This is a genomic window from Saccharopolyspora rosea (assembly GCF_025643595.1).
Lineage (GTDB): Bacteria > Actinomycetota > Actinomycetes > Mycobacteriales > Pseudonocardiaceae > Saccharopolyspora > Saccharopolyspora rosea.
The window spans coordinates 6,502,643-6,518,011 of record NZ_CP102826.1 but is presented as its reverse complement, the minus strand read 5'-3'; the positions used below and the strand labels follow the sequence as shown (position 1 = coordinate 6,518,011).

Here is a 15,369-nt window from a genome sequence, read left to right as displayed (position 1 = left end):
GTTTTCGCGCGTCAGGAGACCGGTTCGCGCACCGCCGGGTCGGTCGGCAGTGCGGCCGTCGCGGCGAGGCGCCGGGCGTGCCACCACTGGTAGGCGGCGTAGAGCAGGAACGCGAGTCCGAAGTAGACGTAGGCGTTGCCGATCAGGTGCTCGAAGAAGTTCCACTGCAGTTCCCTGCCCTTGCCCTGGGGAACCTTCCAGTGCGGGCCCATGACGTAGAACCCGGCGGCCGTGGTGGTCGCCAGCAGCAGCGGCCAGTCGCGCCGGTGCACCGCCGATCCCGCCAGCAGCACCAGGCCGGGAATCGCCCAGACCCAGTGGTGCGACCAGGAGATCGGCGAGATCAGCAACCCGAACACGCCGTTGATCGCCACCGCCATCGCCAGGTCCCGCTGCCGCAGCGCGTGCAGCATCCCGGCGACGGCGACGGCGAACAGGACCGCCGCCAGCAGCACGAAGACGAACGTCACCCCGGGCACCTGGAGCTTGCTCAGCAGCGAACGCAGCGACTGGTTGCCCGCGTACGTCGACGCGTCGCCGGTGAACTTCGGGCCGAACGAGACGTTGCCGGTGCTCATGACCTTGCCCAGCCAGAACCGCCTGGCGTCGTCGAAGCACAGCAGGAACCCGAGCACCACGGTCCCCAGGAACGACAGCACCGCCGTCGCGATCGTGCGGAAGTCCCGGCGCAGCAGCGGTAACAGCAGGAACACCAGCGGCGTGAGCTTGATCCCGGCGGCGATGCCGATGAGCAGCCCGCGCGGGTACGGCAGCTTCTTGTCGCCGTCCACCCGCCACAGGCAGTCGACCGCGACCAGCGCCATCAGCACGACGTTGATCTGGGCGTAGGTCAGCGTCTCCATGACCGGCTCGGTGATCGTGGCCAGCGGCAGCAGCGCGGCCGTCACCAGCAGCACCCGTTCCCGCTGTCCGGCCAGGAACGTCGAGTTCGACAGCACCACGTACAGCGTCGCCAGCAGCGCCGCGTGGCTGACGACCATGATCACCACGACCGCGACGAGCTTGGGCACCAGCGCCAGCGGGGTGAACAGGATCGCGGCGAACGGCGGGTAGATGAACGGCAACCGCAGCCCCGACTCGGTCGCGGGCAGGTGGTCGTAGACGTCGCGCCCGGTGATCAGCGCCCTGGCGCCGAGCCGGTACACCTCGCCGTCGATGTGGTCGTGCGGGTTGATGGTCGACACCATGATCAACGCGATGGCCTCGGCCACCGCGATCACCGCGATCAGCCTCCGGTGCCGCTGGAGCACGTCCCGCCAAGCGGGTGTGATTCCGTTCACCGCCGACTCACCATCCCCTTCGCGTGTGGTCCGGCCGCCCGGACCAGCCTAGAGGGGTGGGGTGCGGCGATTGCGGGATCCGTCGAAGAGAGGTGCGATGGGCAACATTGCGGGCCCATGATCACCTGGTCGACATCTCAAGTCCCCATCGGGTAGGTAGCCGTCCGGTGTACGGCCGGTGACCTGGCAACACAGCGTCATGTGCTCACAGTGAAACCACCAACACGGGTGGTCGCTGGACTCTTGAATTCGGACCAGTCGGGAGGGGAGGCTCGGACGGAATGCTCCGTTCGGTGGGGAGGAGGGGGCTGAATGGGTGTCCTGGATGTGAGCTCGTTGTCCCAGCTGACACCGGTGTGGGACGACATCGTCAGCGGGCTCACAGTCGGTGTGCTGGTCACCGACGCGCGCGGCCAGGTGCTGGCCACCAACGACATCGCGGCGGAGTTGATGCAGCTGGCCAAATCCGACCTGCTCACCGGCACCCGTCCCGAGGGCTGGCAGGTGCGCGACGACACCGGTGCCCCCTTGCCCGACTGGGCCGAACTCGCCGGCCAGGTGCTGCGCGCCGGCTCCCCGATGTCGACCCCGATGGTCATCGCGCGCACCGGCCAGCCGCACAGCCGCATCTGGGCCGACTACCACGCCGTCCAGGTGCAGGGGCGCAGCCGGGTGCTGATCCTGCTCCAGCCGGTGCACACCGACGTCTCGCACAGCAGGGGCCTGATCGACCCGCTGACCGGGCTGCCCGGCCGGGTGCTGCTGCTGGACCGCCTCGAACAGTCCCTGGTGCGCGCCCGCTGCCGCGGCACCCTGACCACCCTGGTCCTCGTCGACGTGCACGGACTGGCCGCGTTCAACGCCGAGCACGGGTTCGACCGCGGTGACGAACTGCTCACCACGCTGGCCGGCCGGCTCCGGGAAGGGCTCACCGACGAGCACACCGTCGCCCGCTACGGCGGCGACGAGTTCGTGGTGGTCGCCGAGCACCCGAACGGCCCCGGCGAGGAGTTCGCCGAGCACGTCCGCCGGCTCGGCGGCTGGCCGATGCGCCTGGGGCGGCGCCGGTACCAGCCCGTCCTGCGGGTGTCCTGGGTGACCACCGACGGCCGGGCGTCCGTGCACTCGGTGCTGTCCCGCGCGGAGAGCCAGCTGCACCAGCACCGCTGACCCGATGGGGGCGCGAACGGTGGGAGCCCCGCGTCCCGGGGCTCCCACCTGACTTTCAGCGCTCGATCTCGCCCGCGATGAAGTCCTCGACCGCCTGGTACGCGGCGGAGTCGGAGTACTGCACCGGCGGCGACTTCATGAAGTACGAGGACGCCGACAGGATCGGCCCGCCGATGCCGCGGTCCTTGGCGATCTTGGCCGCCCGGATCGCGTCGATGATGATGCCCGCCGAGTTCGGCGAGTCCCACACCTCCAGCTTGTACTCCAGGTTCAGCGGCACGTCGCCGAACGCGCGCCCCTCCAGCCGGATGTAGGCCCACTTGCGGTCGTCCAGCCACGCCACGTAGTCGGAGGGGCCGATGTGCACGTTGCGGCGGCCGAGGTCGCGGTCGACCTGGGAGGTGACCGACTGGGTCTTGGAGGTCTTCTTCGACTCCAGCCGCTCCAGCTCCTTCATGTTCAGGAAGTCCATGTTGCCGCCGACGTTGAGCTGCATCGTGCGGTCCAGGTGGACCCCGCGGTCCTCGAACAGCTTGGCCAGCACCCGGTGCGTGATGGTCGCCCCGACCTGCGACTTGATGTCGTCACCGACGATCGGCACCCCGGCGTCGGTGAACTTGCGCGCCCACTCCGGGTCGGAGGCGATGAACACCGGCAGCGCGTTGACGAAGGCCACGCCCGCGTCCAGCGCGCACTGCGCGTAGAACTGGTCGGCCTCCTCCGAGCCCACCGGCAGGTAGGACACCAGCACGTCCACTTCGGCATCCTTGAGTGCCTGGACGACGTCCACCGGCTGCTCGTCGGACTCCTCGATGGTCTCCCGGTAGAACCGGCCCAGGCCGTCGAGGGTGTGACCGCGCTGCACCGGGACGCCCAGCGGCGGCACGTCGGCGATCTTGATGGTGTTGTTCTCGCTGGCGACGATGGCCTCGGAGAGATCCCGCCCGACCTTCTTGGCGTCCACGTCGAAGGCGGCGACGAACTTGACGTCGCCGACGTGGTAGTCGCCGAACCTGACGTGCATCAGGCCCGGTACCCGGGTGTCCGGGTCGGCGTCGGCGTAGTAGTGGACGCCCTGCACCAGCGACGCCGCGCAGTTCCCGACGCCGACGATCGCCACTCGAACCGCGGCTGCACCGGGACGATCTCCGCCCATGGCAGGGTCCTCCTTCTTGCTCATCTGTCGTGTCCTTGCACTCCGCCGGACGTTTGCCGGCCCTCCGCCGAAGCGGCCTGTTCAGCGCGTTCGTGCTCGATGATGTCGTCGAGCCAGCGCACTTCTCGTTCACTGTGGTCGAGCCGCAAGCGGTGCAGCTCGGTGGTGTAGCGGTCGGAGTTCGCGCGGCCCAGCGCCGCGCGCAGGTCCTCCCGACGTTCCTCCACCCGACGCCGCCGCGCCTCCAGGATCCGCAACCGGACCTCGGCGGGGGTGCGGGAGAAGAACGCCATGTGGACGCCGAACGCGGTGTCGTCGCAGGACTGCGGCCCGCAGTCCCCGACCAGTTCGGCGAACCGCCGCTCGCCGGCCGCGGTGATCCGGTACACCCGCCGTGCCCGGCGGCCCCAGCCGCGGGTCGCGGGGGCGTCCGGCTCCTCCTCGATCAGCCCGGCCCGCAGCAGCCTGCGCAATGTCGGGTACAACGTTCCGCAGGACAGCGCGCGGAAGGCCCCGAGCGTGTCGTGCAACCGTTTCCGCAGCTCGTAGCCGTGCATCGGAGCCTCGTGCAGGAGACCGAGCACGGCGAGTTCGAGCATGCGCACCTCCTCAGCCGCTCTCGCCCGGTGACTCCTCGTCGAACCACCGGACCACCGGAGTGGAGTATATCGCCCCGATATATCGCGTGGCGGCTCGACGATCGCCATCGTCCCTGGTGGTCGGCGGCGCGCGGGTCTGCCCTGAACGGCGCATGGAGCGATCGGCGCGGACACGTACCCTGTGGTCGTGCGGACCCAACGGCAGGTGGTCGATTACGCGTTGCGGCGCAAGGCGCTGCTCGCGCAGGTCCACTCTGGCCGAGTCGGGGTGATGGAGGTCTGCGACGCCGACCCGTACCTGCTGCAGGCGGCGAAATTCCACGGCGAGCCCAGCGACGTGCCCTGTCCGTTGTGCCGGAAAGAACCGTTGACCCTGGTCTCCTGGGTCTTCGGGGACGAGCTCAAGCAGGCGTCCGGGTCGGCCCGGGCCCCGGAGGAGCTGGACCGGATGGCCGCCGTGTTCGAGGAGTTCAACGTCTACGTCGTCGAGGTATGCCGCACATGTAACTGGAACCACCTGGTGCAGTCGTACGTACTGGGAACCGGTGGCTTGAACAACAGCCGTTCCCGGCGCAAGACTGCCGCAGAGTGAACCGTGACCCCGCACGGACACCCGCGCCGGTGCGGCGCGACCCCCCGACGTGAACGCATCACCTGGCGTCGCACCACGACGCCTGTCCTGGAGGCCCTCTCGTGAACGACGAGCGTGACGACCGACCCCGCGGCCGCCACTCTAGGCATCCGCACAGCGATGGTCGCGACCTCGGTCGACCTGACGACCGAGGCGGCACGCCGCCCGGCCCTCCGCCGCCCCCCGGGGGGCAGCAGCGGCCGGGGCCGCGTCCCGACCAACGCCCCGGCAACCAGGGCTGGCCGCCGCAACGCCCCCCGGCGGGGCCGCAGCAGGGCGGCCCGGCGTGGCCGGGCGAGGACTCCCGCTCGGGGGGTCCGCAGTGGCCGGACGGGGACTCCTCGCAGGACACCCAGCGCCACCAGCCCGTGCCGCCGCCCGGCCAGCAGGGCCCGGGGCGCTCGGCAGGGCAGCGCCCGGAGGCCGAGAAGCCGGAGGAGCGCACCAACGCCTGGGTGCCGTCGTTCGACGATTCCGACGACGACGGTTCCTCGGTCTCCCAGCGGCTGAACGGCGACGGCAACGGCTCCGGCCGCGGTGCGCAGCCGCCGAACGGCGCCGACGGCCGTCGGGCCGACCAGCCGACCACCTACAGCTCGGCGCCGCCGCCCCCGCCGCCCGGTCAGCAGCCGGGTCGCCAGGGTCCGCCGCCTCCGCCGCAGGGCACGCAGCAGGTGCCGCGCCCGGGGCAGCAACCACCACCGCCCGGCCCGCCGGGACCCGGCAGGCCGGGGCAACAGGGGCCGGGGGCACCTCCGGGGGCCGACCAGGGTGAACGGCCGACCGAGAACATCCCGCAGACGCCGTCCGACGGGCGCGAGGCCCGCTGGGCCGCCGCGGGCGGTGCGGCCGCGGCAGGTGCCGCCGGTGCCGCGGCCGCGGCGGGCGGCGCGGGTTCGGCGGGTGCCGGGGCGCGCGAGCCGCAGCTGCTGACCCACCAGGAGTCGCCCGGCGCCTACGACTACTACGCCGACGACTACGACGACGACCCGTACGACGACGGGTACAGCGACAACGCCTCCCACGAGAGCGGGTACGACGACGATGACCGCTTCGCCGCCTTCGGTCCGGGCGACGACGACCTCGACGACCCGGACGACGACGTGAACGCCGCGAAAGCCCGTCGCAGCAACATCTGGCGCTGGGTGCGGCGCAGCTGCTACATCGCCGTCGCCGCCGGGATCCTGGTGCCGATGGCGATCGCGGTCTACGGGTACTTCGCCTGGCCGGTGCCCAACCCGGAGGAGATCGCGAAGCAGACGCAGCAGACGATCACCGTCAACTACTCCAACGGCCAGGAGATGACGCGCATCCAGCCCCAGGAGGGCAAGCCGCGGACGATGATCCACAGCCTCGACGAGGTGTCCCCGGCGATGCGCAACGCGACCATGGCGGCCGAGGACGCGTCGTTCTACAGCAACCCAGGCTTCGACGTCATGGGCATCGTCCGGTCGGCGCTGGCCGGCACCGGTGGTGGTTCGACGCTGACGCAGCAGTACATCAAGCTGGAGCTCAACGCCGACCAGCACACCTACACCCGGAAGTTCCGGGAGGTCGTGCTGGCGTTCAAGATGACCCAGCAGCAGTCCAAGGACCAGATCCTGATGGCGTACCTGAACACCGCCTTCTACGGGCGGGGCGCGTACGGCATCAACTCCGCCGCGGAGAACTACTTCGGCAAGAAGCCCAAGGACCTCAACCCGGAGGAGGCCGCGGTCCTGGCCGGCATGGTCCAGCGGCCGTACGACAACGACCCGGCGGCCAACCTCAAGCAGGCCACCTGGCGTTGGAACTACGTCATGGACCAGATGGTCAAGAACCACTTCATCTCGCCGGCCGAGCGCCAGGCCGCGCAGCTGCCGCAGACCCGCGGCCGCGACGACTGGCGGGGTGAGGCGATCACCGGCACGCAGTACCACATCCGCGAGGCCGCGCTGCGCGAGCTGGAGCAGGAGGGCTACTCGCAGGACGCGCTGGCCCGCGGCGGCTTCACGATCACCACGACGATCGACCCGAAGGCGCAGCAGTACGCCGAGCAGGCCGTCAACGACGTCACCAACGGGGAACCGGACGACATCCGGACCTCGCTGGTGGCGGTGGACCCGAAGACGGGGCAGGTCAAGGCGTACTACGGCGGTGGCCAGAAGGTCGGCGGGTTCGACTACGCCAACGCGGCGCAGCCGCCGGGCTCGTCGTTCAAGCCGTTCGTCGCGCTGACCGGTCTGGAGCAGAACAAGGGCGTCGGCCTGTTCTACGACGGCAGTTCGCCGCAGGAGATCGCGGGCACCACGTTCCGCAACTCCGCGGGTGTGGCCTGCGACGTGCCGAACCACTGCGGTGTCCGCGAGGCGATGACCAAGTCGGTCAACACCGTCTTCGTGAACATGGCCGTCCAGTTCGGCCCGCAGAACGTGGCCAACACCGCCTACCAGGCCGGGATTCCGAAGCAGTACGGCGGCAAGGAGTCGCTGCACAGCCCGAACGGCGGCGTGGACGCGGGTATCGCGCTGGGCATGTACGGCGTGCGGCCGCTCGACATGGCGGGCGCGTACGCGACGTTCGCCAACGACGGCATGAAGATCCAGCCGCACCTGGTGTCGAAGATCTCCAACTCGGAGAAGACGATCCCCTTCGACAAGCCGGTCAACCAGCCCGCCTTCGCCAGCACGGCGTCGGAGAGCAAGAACCTGGTGGCCAACCTGGTGGACACGATGTTCGACGTGGCCGACCACTCGCACATCGGGCTGGACAACAACCGGCCGGTCGCCTCCAAGACCGGTACCAACCAGTACGGCAGCACCTCGGACAACCAGAACGCCTGGATGGTCGGGTCCACGCGGCAGCTGTCCTCGGCGGTCGCGATGCTGGCGGAGAAGGACGGCAAGCCCGCGCCGCTGACCGACCACACCGGCAAGATCGTCTACGGTGCGGGGCTGCCCGGCCACGTGTGGCAGGAATTCATGAACCTGTACCACAAGAACCTGCCGATCGAGCAGTTCCCGAAGCCGACCCCGATCGGCCAGTTCCAGGACATCCCGCTGCCCCCGCCGCCCACGTCCTCGGAGCCGCCGCCGTCGTCCTCGGAGCCGCCGTCGTCCTCGCTGCCGCCGAGCGAGTCGACCGACCCGTCGGAGTCGGAGACCTCGCCGACCCGGACCCGTCCGGGCAGCGGTGAGCACTGCGGTCTGTTCGGCTGCACCGGTGGCGACGGCACCGGCGGCGGTGACGGGACCGACACCGGCGACGGGCAGAACGCCGTCGGGCCGACGCAGACCAGGGACAACAGTTACGGCTGAGCCGTTTCGGCGACGAACCGGACGGGGGCATCCGCACCACGGTGCGGGTGCCCCCGTCGTCGTTGCGGCCCAAGTAGCATCCGGACGTGTCCACGTCGCCCGAGCAACCCGGTCCTGAGCCGAAACCGCGTCCCAGCTCCGCCGTCGACGGCGACGGCCTCGGCCCGGCGGACCGGATCGCGCCGACGTGGACCGAGCCGGTCGCGCGGCGGATCAGCCGCCCGTTCGGCGGCAGGCTGGGACGGCACGCCCAGGTGGGGCGTCAGTGGTTCTGGACGCCGCTGCGGGTGGTCCTGCTGCTGGCGGTCCTGGTGCTCGCCGCGGCCTGGCTGTTCAAGGCGCCCTGCCAGGTCACCCGGGACACCGGCAGCGGTCCGCAGCTGGACTGGAGCGGCAACAAGCAGTACACGGCGATGTGCTACACCGACATCATCCCCCGCTACGGCATGGGGGATCTGGCGCCGGACAACGCGTTCCCGTACAAGACGTCCTGGGTGGAGAACGCGGGCACGCCCGCGCAGCACGTCCGGTACATGGAGTACCCGGTGGTCACCGGCCTGTTCCAGTGGGTCGACGCGCGCGTCGCCGACGGGTGGCGGACGTTGGCCGCGTTCGGTTGGCTGCCGAGCGGGAACACCACCGTGCTGTACTTCAACATCACCACGTTCTGGCTCGCCGCCGCGTGGCTGACCACGGTCTGGGCACTGGTGATGCTGTGCCGCCGCCGCGTCTGGGACGCGGCGCTGGCGGCGGTGTCGCCGCTGGTCTTCGTCCACGCCTTCACCAATTTCGACGCGCTGGCAACGGCTTTCGCCACCACCGGGCTGCTCGCCTGGGCACGTCGACGACCGGTGCTCGCGGGCGTGCTGATCGGACTGGGCGGCGCGGCGAAGCTGTACCCGCTGTTCTTCCTCGGACCGCTGCTCGTGCTGTGCCTGCGTTCCGGCCGATGGCACGACGGCGTGCGCACGCTGCTGGCGACCGCGATGACGTGGCTCGTGGTCAACGTGCCGATCCTGGTGCTGTTCCCGGCCGGCTGGAGCGAGTTCTTCCGGCTGAACAACCAGCGGCCCGCCGACCCGGACTCGCTGTACAACGCGCTGATGTACTTCACCGGCTGGTCGGGCTTCGACGGACCGCTGGGCGCCAACCAGGTCCCGGTGGTGCTGAACGCGGTCAGCCTGGGGCTGTTCCTGCTGCTGTGCGCGGGGATCGGCTGGCTCGGCCTGGCCGCCCCGAAGCGGCCGCGGCTCGCGCAGCTGTGCTTCCTGGTGGTGGCCGCGTTCCTGCTGACGAACAAGGTCTGGAGTCCGCAGTACTCGCTGTGGCTGGTGCCGCTGGCCGTGCTCGCGGTGCCCCGCTGGCGGCTGCTGCTCGGCTGGATGGCCGTCGACGCCGCGGTGTGGGCCCCGCGCATGTACTACTACCTGGGCACCGGCAACAAGGGGCTCCCGGAGGGCTGGTTCCTGGGCGCCGTGGTCATCCGCGACATCATGGTCGTGGCGGTGTGCGTGGTGGTCGTCCGGGAGGTCCTGCACCCGGCGGAGGACAAGGTCCGCCTCGCTCTCGCGCTGCCCAGCCCGCGGTTCGCCGAACCGGTGGACGACCCGCTGGGCGGGCCGCTCGACGGCGCCCCGGACCGGGTTGCGCTCCCCGGACCGGCCGCGTTCTCCCGCGTGCGCGCCGCGGTGTCCCGGCGGATGTCCACATAGGACTTCACGCGCGGCGGTGCGGGCGGTCCTCGACCGAGCTGCGCGCCGCGAGGAACGCCGGGAAGAGGCCGACGAGCAGCGCGGCCCGGCCCCAGATTCCGATCATGAGGGCCTGCGCGGTGAAGCCGTCGTGGATCCCGCTGGGCTGCCCGGTCATGTTCAGGTACAGCCAGCCGAAGATGCTGATGCCCATCGCCAGGTCCGCCAGCAGGTACGCGGCGATCCAGCCCCAGCGCACCGAGACCAGCACGAAGAACGGCAGCAGCCAGAGCGTGTACTGCGGCGAGTGCACCTTGTGCAGCAGCAGGAATCCGCACAGCATCGCGGCGCACACCTGGATCCACGGGTACGTGCCGGTCCGGCGGAAGCGGCGCCAGCCGATCCAGCACGCCACCGCGAACGACAGCAGGACCAGCAGCGGCGAGACCACGCCCACCACCGACTGGAACTCGTCGGTGCCGGCCCAGTGCCGGAAACCCCAGTACCACACGGAGTTCGTGCTGATGTCCACCTGGCGGCGGGACTGGAACTCGAACGACGCCAGCCAGCCGCCGAACCCGGCGATCGCGAACGGGAGGTTCACCACGACGACCGTGGCCAGCGCCGCGCCGACGACCTGCAACGCCCCGCGCACGTCCCACCGGCGCGGCGGCCCGTCGGAGCCGCCCGTGAGCACGTACAGCGCCAGCGGCGGCACGAAGATCCCCGGGTACAGCTTGAGCGCCACGCCGAGCCCCAGTAGCACGGCGGCCAGCGTCGCGCGCCGGCGCAACGACATCGACGTGCAGCGGTGCACCACGAAGACCGCCGCCGTCGCGCACGCCACCACCGGCAGGTCCCAGTTGTGGAAGGCGTAGAGCACCAGCGGCGGGCCGATCGCCCACAGCAGCGCGCGCCATCCGCTCAACCGGCCCAACCACCACGCGACCGCGATCCCGAACGGCGCCATCAGCAGCGCCGAGGCCGCCAGGAACCCGGCGTCGGTGTGCGCGAAGGCGGCGCCCAGCCACATCAGAACGCCGGTCAGGACCGGGTATTCGACGACGCCGCCGTGCAGCGAACCGTCCTGGTCGATCCCGCCGTGCACGTACGGGAACACGTGCCGGTCGATGTCCCGGCCGATCCACAGGTTCTGGATGTCCGAGTAGCACGCGTCGCCGTACGCGCGTTCCTGGTAGGCGGGCTGGGAGCGGCCCCACTCGTCGAAGTCCGGTCCGGTGCAACGCGCCTTGTTCGCGTACCCCAGCGCCAGGGTGAACGCGGTGAACAGGCACAACGCGACCAGCGCGGACAGCGTCAGGGCGCGTCGCGTCGTCCAGCCGGTCGCGACCGGAGCCCCGATGGCGTCCCCCTCCCCCTGCTGCGCCGCCCTCACGACGCGGCGCTGCACCGTTCCCGGAGGAACGCGATGTCCGCGGCCTGGCCCTCGGCCGGTGTCTCCACGACCACCGGCGCCGCCGCGTTCGAGCACACCGCCACCAGCAGGTCCGGGTCGATGGTGCCGCTGCCGATGTTGGCGTGGCGGTCCCGCGAGGAGCCGAACCCGTCCCGCGAGTCGTTGAGGTGCACCAGGTCGATCCGCCCGGTGATCGCCCGGACCCGGTCCACGACGTCCAGCAGGTCCTCGCCGGCCGAGTGGGCGTGGCAGGTGTCCAGGCAGAACCCGACGTCGAACTCGCCCACGGCGTCCCACAGCCTGGCGAGCGCGTCGAACCGCCGGGCCATCGCGTTCGCGCCGCCCGCGGTGTTCTCGATGAGGATCGGCACCTCGAAGCCGCCCTCGGCCGCCTGCCGCTCGAACAGCTTGCGCCAGTTCGCCACGCCCTCGGCCGGGTCGTCGTCCTTGGTGACGTGCCCGCCGTGCACGATCAGGCCCTGCGCGCCGACCGACGCCGCGGCCTTCGCGTGCTGGCCGACCGCCTTGCGGGACGGGATGCGGATCCGGTTGTTCAGCGACGCCACGTTGATCACGTACGGCGCGTGGATGAACACCGCCACCTCGCCGTCGCGCAGCTGCTCCGCCTGCGGATGCGGTTTCGGCGTCTTCCACCCCTGCGGGTCGGACAGGAAGAACTGCACGATCTCCGCGTCCCGCTCCGCCGCGGCGGTGAGCGGATCGTCGTCCCGGACGTGGGCACCGATGCGCATGCCCGCAGTCTAAGAGCCCGTCGTTGACCTCGTTCCGGGCAGCGGTGGCGGTTGCTCGCGTGCTCACCGGGAGGGAAGGCGGCTCCACCGCTCGCCGCGCCCCGCCGGAACCAGGTCCGGAGACGGGCGCTTGAGAGCGCCTCTCGGCGGTCGTCGTGCGCGGCGGCCGGGGCCGCGGGGTGCCGGGGCGTGACCACTCAGTGGAACGCGGTCTTCCGGTGGCGGAGATCGTGATGGAATTTCGCAACCGGCTGCGCGTCACCAACGGCGGTGTTGTCGCGTTGACCACCCTGAGAAGGTGAACAGCATTCACGGGTGTCGGGAGGCAACGATGGGTGACAGCAGGCGTACGCGTCCCAACCCCCTGGCCCGCCGTGCGGTGTCCACCGGGGCCGCCGGTCTCGCCCTCGCCGCCGCGGCGCTGTTCGGCGCCGGAGTCGCCCACGCCGACACCCTCGTCGTCGACAACCCGCTCGCCGTCGTGGACGCCGCACCCGGGCAGCAGATCGCGGTGTCGCCCGGAACCCTCGACTTCAAGGTGCGCGAGGCGGTCCTGCTCGCCATGCCGCTCGCCTTCGGCCCGGCCAAGGACGCCGCCGAGCGGTTCGCCGAGCTGCCCCCGATCCCGATCGGCACCGCCGAGGACGGCCGCACCTTCTACTCCGGGCACGACATCGCCGAGGCCGCCAGGTCGCGGCTGGCGCAGATCGGCCTTCCCGCTAACAAGGTCGATGCCGTGACCTGGCACTTCACCAACCTCGTCAGCCTGGGCAACGCCCTGACGGTGCACGCCGAGCGGGCCGCGCCGACCCCGCCGCCGTCGCATCCCGCGCCCGAGCCGACACCCGCGCCCGGCAGCCGGTCCACGCCGCCGCCGGCGCCGAGCGACCCGCCCGCCGCCGAACCGCCCGCTCCACCGGTGGTCGCGGTTCCGGAGTCGAGCGCCGGGGCACCGGGTGCGGTGAGCTTCCTGCCGCCGCGGGTCGCCTCGCTGCCCGGCTCCCTCCCGCCGTGGGCCGATGCCCGCTACGGGGAGGTCCCCGGATTCCAGCCGGACATCGGTGACCTGCAGAAACAAGCCCGCGAGCGCGCCGAACGGCAGCGGCAGCAGGAGGAGGTCCGCGCGGCCGGCCAGGCCGAGGCGCTGCCCGCGGACGTCAACCGCCGCGTCGCGCTGCCGGTGCTCCTGGCCGCGGTCTCGATCGCCGCGCTGACCGCGGCGCTCATCCGCACCTGGATCCTCCGCCGCCAGTGAGCTGACCCGCCTCCCCGCGAGCGCCCCGGATGGAGGGGGTGTCAGTGCGGGTTGCTAGCCTTGACCAGTTCGTCGACGCGACGACCCTCCTGCCACGGAAAGTCCGTGGCCGCGAGTCCACAGGAGGTGAGTGGTCTTCATGCGTCATTACGAGCTCATGGTCATCCTCGACCCGAGCCTGGACGAGCGCACCGTCGCTCCGTCGCTGGAGAAGTTCCTCAACGTCATCCGCAACGACGGCGGCGCCGTCGAGAAGGTCGACGTGTGGGGCCGCCGCCGGCTGTCCTACGAGATCGACAAGCACACCGAGGGCATCTACGTCGTTCTCGACCTCAACAGCGAGCCGGCCTCCGTCAAGGAGCTGGACCGCCAGCTGAACCTCAACGAGTCGATCCTGCGGACCAAGGTGCTGCGCAAGGTCGAGCCGCGCAAGGCCCGCTCCGCGAAGGCCCGCGCGAAGGCGTCCGCCTGAGACGCCGCAAGAGGTAGCCGAACCCGTATCGAGCAGACTGGAGTTCCCAGGTCATGGCTGGTGAAACCGTAATCACGGTGGTCGGCAACCTCACCGCCGACCCGGAACTGCGCTTCACCCCGTCCGGCGCCGCGGTCGCCAACTTCACGGTGGCCTCCACGCCGCGGATGTTCGACCGCAACACCGGCGAGTGGAAGGACGGCGAAGCCCTCTTCCTGCGCTGCAACATCTGGCGGCAGGCCGCGGAGAACGTGGCCGAGACGCTCACCCGCGGGATGCGCGTGGTCGTGCAGGGTCGGCTGCGCCAGCGCTCCTTCGAGACGAAGGAGGGCGAGAAGCGCACCGTCGTGGAGCTGGAGGTCGACGAGATCGGCCCCTCGCTGCGCTACGCCACCGCGAAGGTCAACAAGGTGAGCCGCGGAGGCAGCGGATTCAGCGGAGGACCGTCCGGCGGTGGCAGCCCGGCCGACGACCCGTGGGGCTCCGCTCCGCCTGCCGGTTCCGGCGGGTTCAGCGACGAGCCGCCGTTCTAGTCGGCGCTATCCAGGCAGCTTGAGTATTTCGCTTCAGGAGGAAGACCGATGGCCAAGGCGCCCGTGCGCAAGCCGAAGAAGAAGGTCTGCGCGTTCTGCAAGGAGAAGGCCGCGCTGATCGACTACAAGGACACCACGCTGCTGCGCAAGTACATCTCCGACCGCGGCAAGATCCGCGCCCGTCGGGTGACCGGCAACTGCAGCCAGCACCAGCGCGACGTCGCCATCGCGGTGAAGAACGCCCGCGAGATGGCGCTGCTGCCCTACACCTCGACCGCCCGCTGATCCGGTACCGATCGTCGCCCGCGCCGTGCCGCGCGCGGGAGAACCGGAGACTTCTACAAGGAGACACGTCGTGAAGATCATCCTCACTGCTGACGTGGCCGGTCTCGGCGAGTCGGGTGACATCGTCGAGGTCAAGGACGGCTACGCCCGCAACTACCTGCTCCCGCGCAACTTCGCCATCGTCGCGACCAAGGGCGCGCAGAAGCAGATCGAGACGATCCGGCGCGCCCAGGAGGCCCGCCGGGTCCGCAACCTGGAGCACGCGCACGAGCTGAGGCAGCAGCTGCAGGACCTGGGCGCGGTCACCCTGACCGCCAAGGTCTCCCCGCAGGGCAAGCTGTTCGGTTCGATCACCTCCGGCGACGTCGTCGCCGCGGTGCGCAAGGCCGGTGGCCCGAACCTGGACAAGCGCTCGGTCGCGCTGCGGGGCCACATCAAGGCGCTGGGCAAGCACGTCGTCGACGTCGACCTGCACCCGGACGTCAAGGCCACGGTCAACCTCCAGGTCACCGGCGATCAGTGACCGGCTGAGCACGCGAGAACAACGGCGTCGTCCACTCGGACACCTGGGTGACGGGTGGACGACGCCGCTCGCTGTCCGCAACACCACGCGGCCCGCGTCCGAACGGCGGCCGCTCGCGGCCCGTCTGCATCACCCGACGCGCCGTAGTTTTCCACGGATTTCTTCCACAGCCTACGCGCAGCGTCTGACCTGGGCTTTCTCGTGCATCCACGGGACTTGTCCCCAGGTTGTCCCCAGCTGTGCGGGAGGTTGTGCACAGTTGTCCCCAAGTGGCCTCAACCTGTCCAC

At 70.6% G+C, this 15,369-nt stretch carries 14 protein-coding genes; 9 read left to right on the top strand and 5 right to left on the bottom strand.

Going from position 1 to position 15,369, the window contains the following annotated elements:
• Positions 1-11: 11 nt before the first annotated feature.
• Positions 12-1,301 carry a glycosyltransferase 87 family protein gene (locus NV263_RS30355; protein ID WP_263250243.1) on the bottom strand — a complete coding sequence of 430 codons (1,290 nt, stop codon included), beginning with the start codon at positions 1,299-1,301 and terminating at the stop codon, positions 12-14.
• A 312-nt stretch (positions 1,302-1,613) separates the two neighbouring features.
• Between NV263_RS30355 and NV263_RS30350 the strand changes: the two genes are divergently transcribed.
• Positions 1,614-2,471 (top strand): sensor domain-containing diguanylate cyclase, encoded by an 858-nt coding sequence (locus NV263_RS30350; protein ID WP_263250242.1) that lies wholly within the window; start codon positions 1,614-1,616, stop codon positions 2,469-2,471.
• A 55-nt stretch (positions 2,472-2,526) separates the two neighbouring features.
• On the opposite strand, the gene NV263_RS30345 is transcribed toward NV263_RS30350, so the two are convergent.
• On the bottom strand, positions 2,527-3,651 hold the full coding sequence (locus NV263_RS30345) for an inositol-3-phosphate synthase (protein ID WP_380756008.1): 1,125 nt from the start codon (positions 3,649-3,651) through the stop codon (positions 2,527-2,529).
• Positions 3,648-4,226, bottom strand: a complete 579-nt coding sequence (locus NV263_RS30340) for a PadR family transcriptional regulator (protein ID WP_263250241.1) — start codon at positions 4,224-4,226, stop codon at positions 3,648-3,650. The genes NV263_RS30345 and NV263_RS30340 overlap by 4 nt, the downstream gene beginning before the upstream one ends.
• A 187-nt stretch (positions 4,227-4,413) precedes the next feature.
• On the opposite strand from NV263_RS30340, the gene NV263_RS30335 reads away from it, so the two are divergent.
• From NV263_RS30335 to NV263_RS30325, 3 genes are all read left to right on the top strand, one after another.
• A complete protein-coding gene (locus NV263_RS30335; RefSeq protein WP_263250240.1) occupies positions 4,414-4,818 on the top strand; it encodes a DUF5318 domain-containing protein in 405 nt (134 codons plus the stop codon).
• Positions 4,819-5,225: 407 nt separating this feature from the next.
• Positions 5,226-8,153, top strand: a complete 2,928-nt coding sequence (locus NV263_RS30330; RefSeq protein WP_263250239.1) for a transglycosylase domain-containing protein — start codon at positions 5,226-5,228, stop codon at positions 8,151-8,153.
• An 86-nt stretch (positions 8,154-8,239) separates the two neighbouring features.
• Complete coding sequence (locus NV263_RS30325; RefSeq protein ID WP_263250238.1) at positions 8,240-9,865, top strand: glycosyltransferase family 87 protein; 1,626 nt, start codon at positions 8,240-8,242, stop codon at positions 9,863-9,865.
• Positions 9,866-9,869: 4 nt separating this feature from the next.
• Here NV263_RS30325 and NV263_RS30320 read toward each other — a convergent pair whose 3' ends face one another.
• The gene (locus NV263_RS30320; protein WP_263254440.1) at positions 9,870-11,159 is read right to left on the bottom strand and encodes a glycosyltransferase family 87 protein; all 1,290 of its coding nucleotides are present in this window, start codon (positions 11,157-11,159) and stop codon (positions 9,870-9,872) included.
• Positions 11,160-11,236: 77 nt separating this feature from the next.
• The gene (locus NV263_RS30315; RefSeq protein WP_263250237.1) at positions 11,237-12,013 is read right to left on the bottom strand and encodes a deoxyribonuclease IV; all 777 of its coding nucleotides are present in this window, start codon (positions 12,011-12,013) and stop codon (positions 11,237-11,239) included.
• Between the two features lie 331 nt (positions 12,014-12,344).
• On the opposite strand from NV263_RS30315, the gene NV263_RS30310 reads away from it, so the two are divergent.
• From NV263_RS30310 to rplI, 5 genes are all read left to right on the top strand, one after another.
• Positions 12,345-13,268, top strand: a complete 924-nt coding sequence (locus NV263_RS30310) for a hypothetical protein (RefSeq protein WP_263250236.1) — start codon at positions 12,345-12,347, stop codon at positions 13,266-13,268.
• A gap of 139 nt (positions 13,269-13,407) precedes the next feature.
• Positions 13,408-13,740 carry a 30S ribosomal protein S6 gene (gene rpsF, locus NV263_RS30305; protein ID WP_263250235.1) on the top strand — a complete coding sequence of 111 codons (333 nt, stop codon included), beginning with the start codon at positions 13,408-13,410 and terminating at the stop codon, positions 13,738-13,740.
• Positions 13,741-13,793: 53 nt separating this feature from the next.
• A complete protein-coding gene (locus NV263_RS30300; protein WP_263250234.1) occupies positions 13,794-14,273 on the top strand; it encodes a single-stranded DNA-binding protein in 480 nt (159 codons plus the stop codon).
• A 48-nt stretch (positions 14,274-14,321) separates the two neighbouring features.
• Complete coding sequence (gene rpsR / locus NV263_RS30295; protein ID WP_263250233.1) at positions 14,322-14,558, top strand: 30S ribosomal protein S18; 237 nt, start codon at positions 14,322-14,324, stop codon at positions 14,556-14,558.
• A 70-nt stretch (positions 14,559-14,628) separates the two neighbouring features.
• Entirely contained in the window at positions 14,629-15,081 is a 453-nt protein-coding gene (rplI, locus tag NV263_RS30290; protein ID WP_263250232.1) for a 50S ribosomal protein L9, read from the top strand.
• Positions 15,082-15,369: the final 288 nt, after the last annotated feature.

Excerpts from the sequence above, each read along its gene's own strand:
- NV263_RS30315 (WP_263250237.1), bottom strand. The coding sequence starts at position 12,013 with ATGCGCATCGGTGCCCACGTCCGGGACGACGATCCGCTCACCGCCGCG.
- NV263_RS30345 (WP_380756008.1), bottom strand. The coding sequence starts at position 3,651 with ATGAGCAAGAAGGAGGACCCTGCCATGGGCGGAGATCGTCCCGGTGCA.
- rpsR (WP_263250233.1), top strand. The coding sequence starts at position 14,322 with ATGGCCAAGGCGCCCGTGCGCAAGCCGAAGAAGAAGGTCTGCGCGTTC.
- NV263_RS30340 (WP_263250241.1), bottom strand. The coding sequence starts at position 4,226 with ATGCTCGAACTCGCCGTGCTCGGTCTCCTGCACGAGGCTCCGATGCAC.
- NV263_RS30300 (WP_263250234.1), top strand. The coding sequence starts at position 13,794 with ATGGCTGGTGAAACCGTAATCACGGTGGTCGGCAACCTCACCGCCGAC.
- NV263_RS30310 (WP_263250236.1), top strand. The coding sequence starts at position 12,345 with ATGGGTGACAGCAGGCGTACGCGTCCCAACCCCCTGGCCCGCCGTGCG.
- rpsF (WP_263250235.1), top strand. The coding sequence starts at position 13,408 with ATGCGTCATTACGAGCTCATGGTCATCCTCGACCCGAGCCTGGACGAG.
- NV263_RS30350 (WP_263250242.1), top strand. The coding sequence starts at position 1,614 with ATGGGTGTCCTGGATGTGAGCTCGTTGTCCCAGCTGACACCGGTGTGG.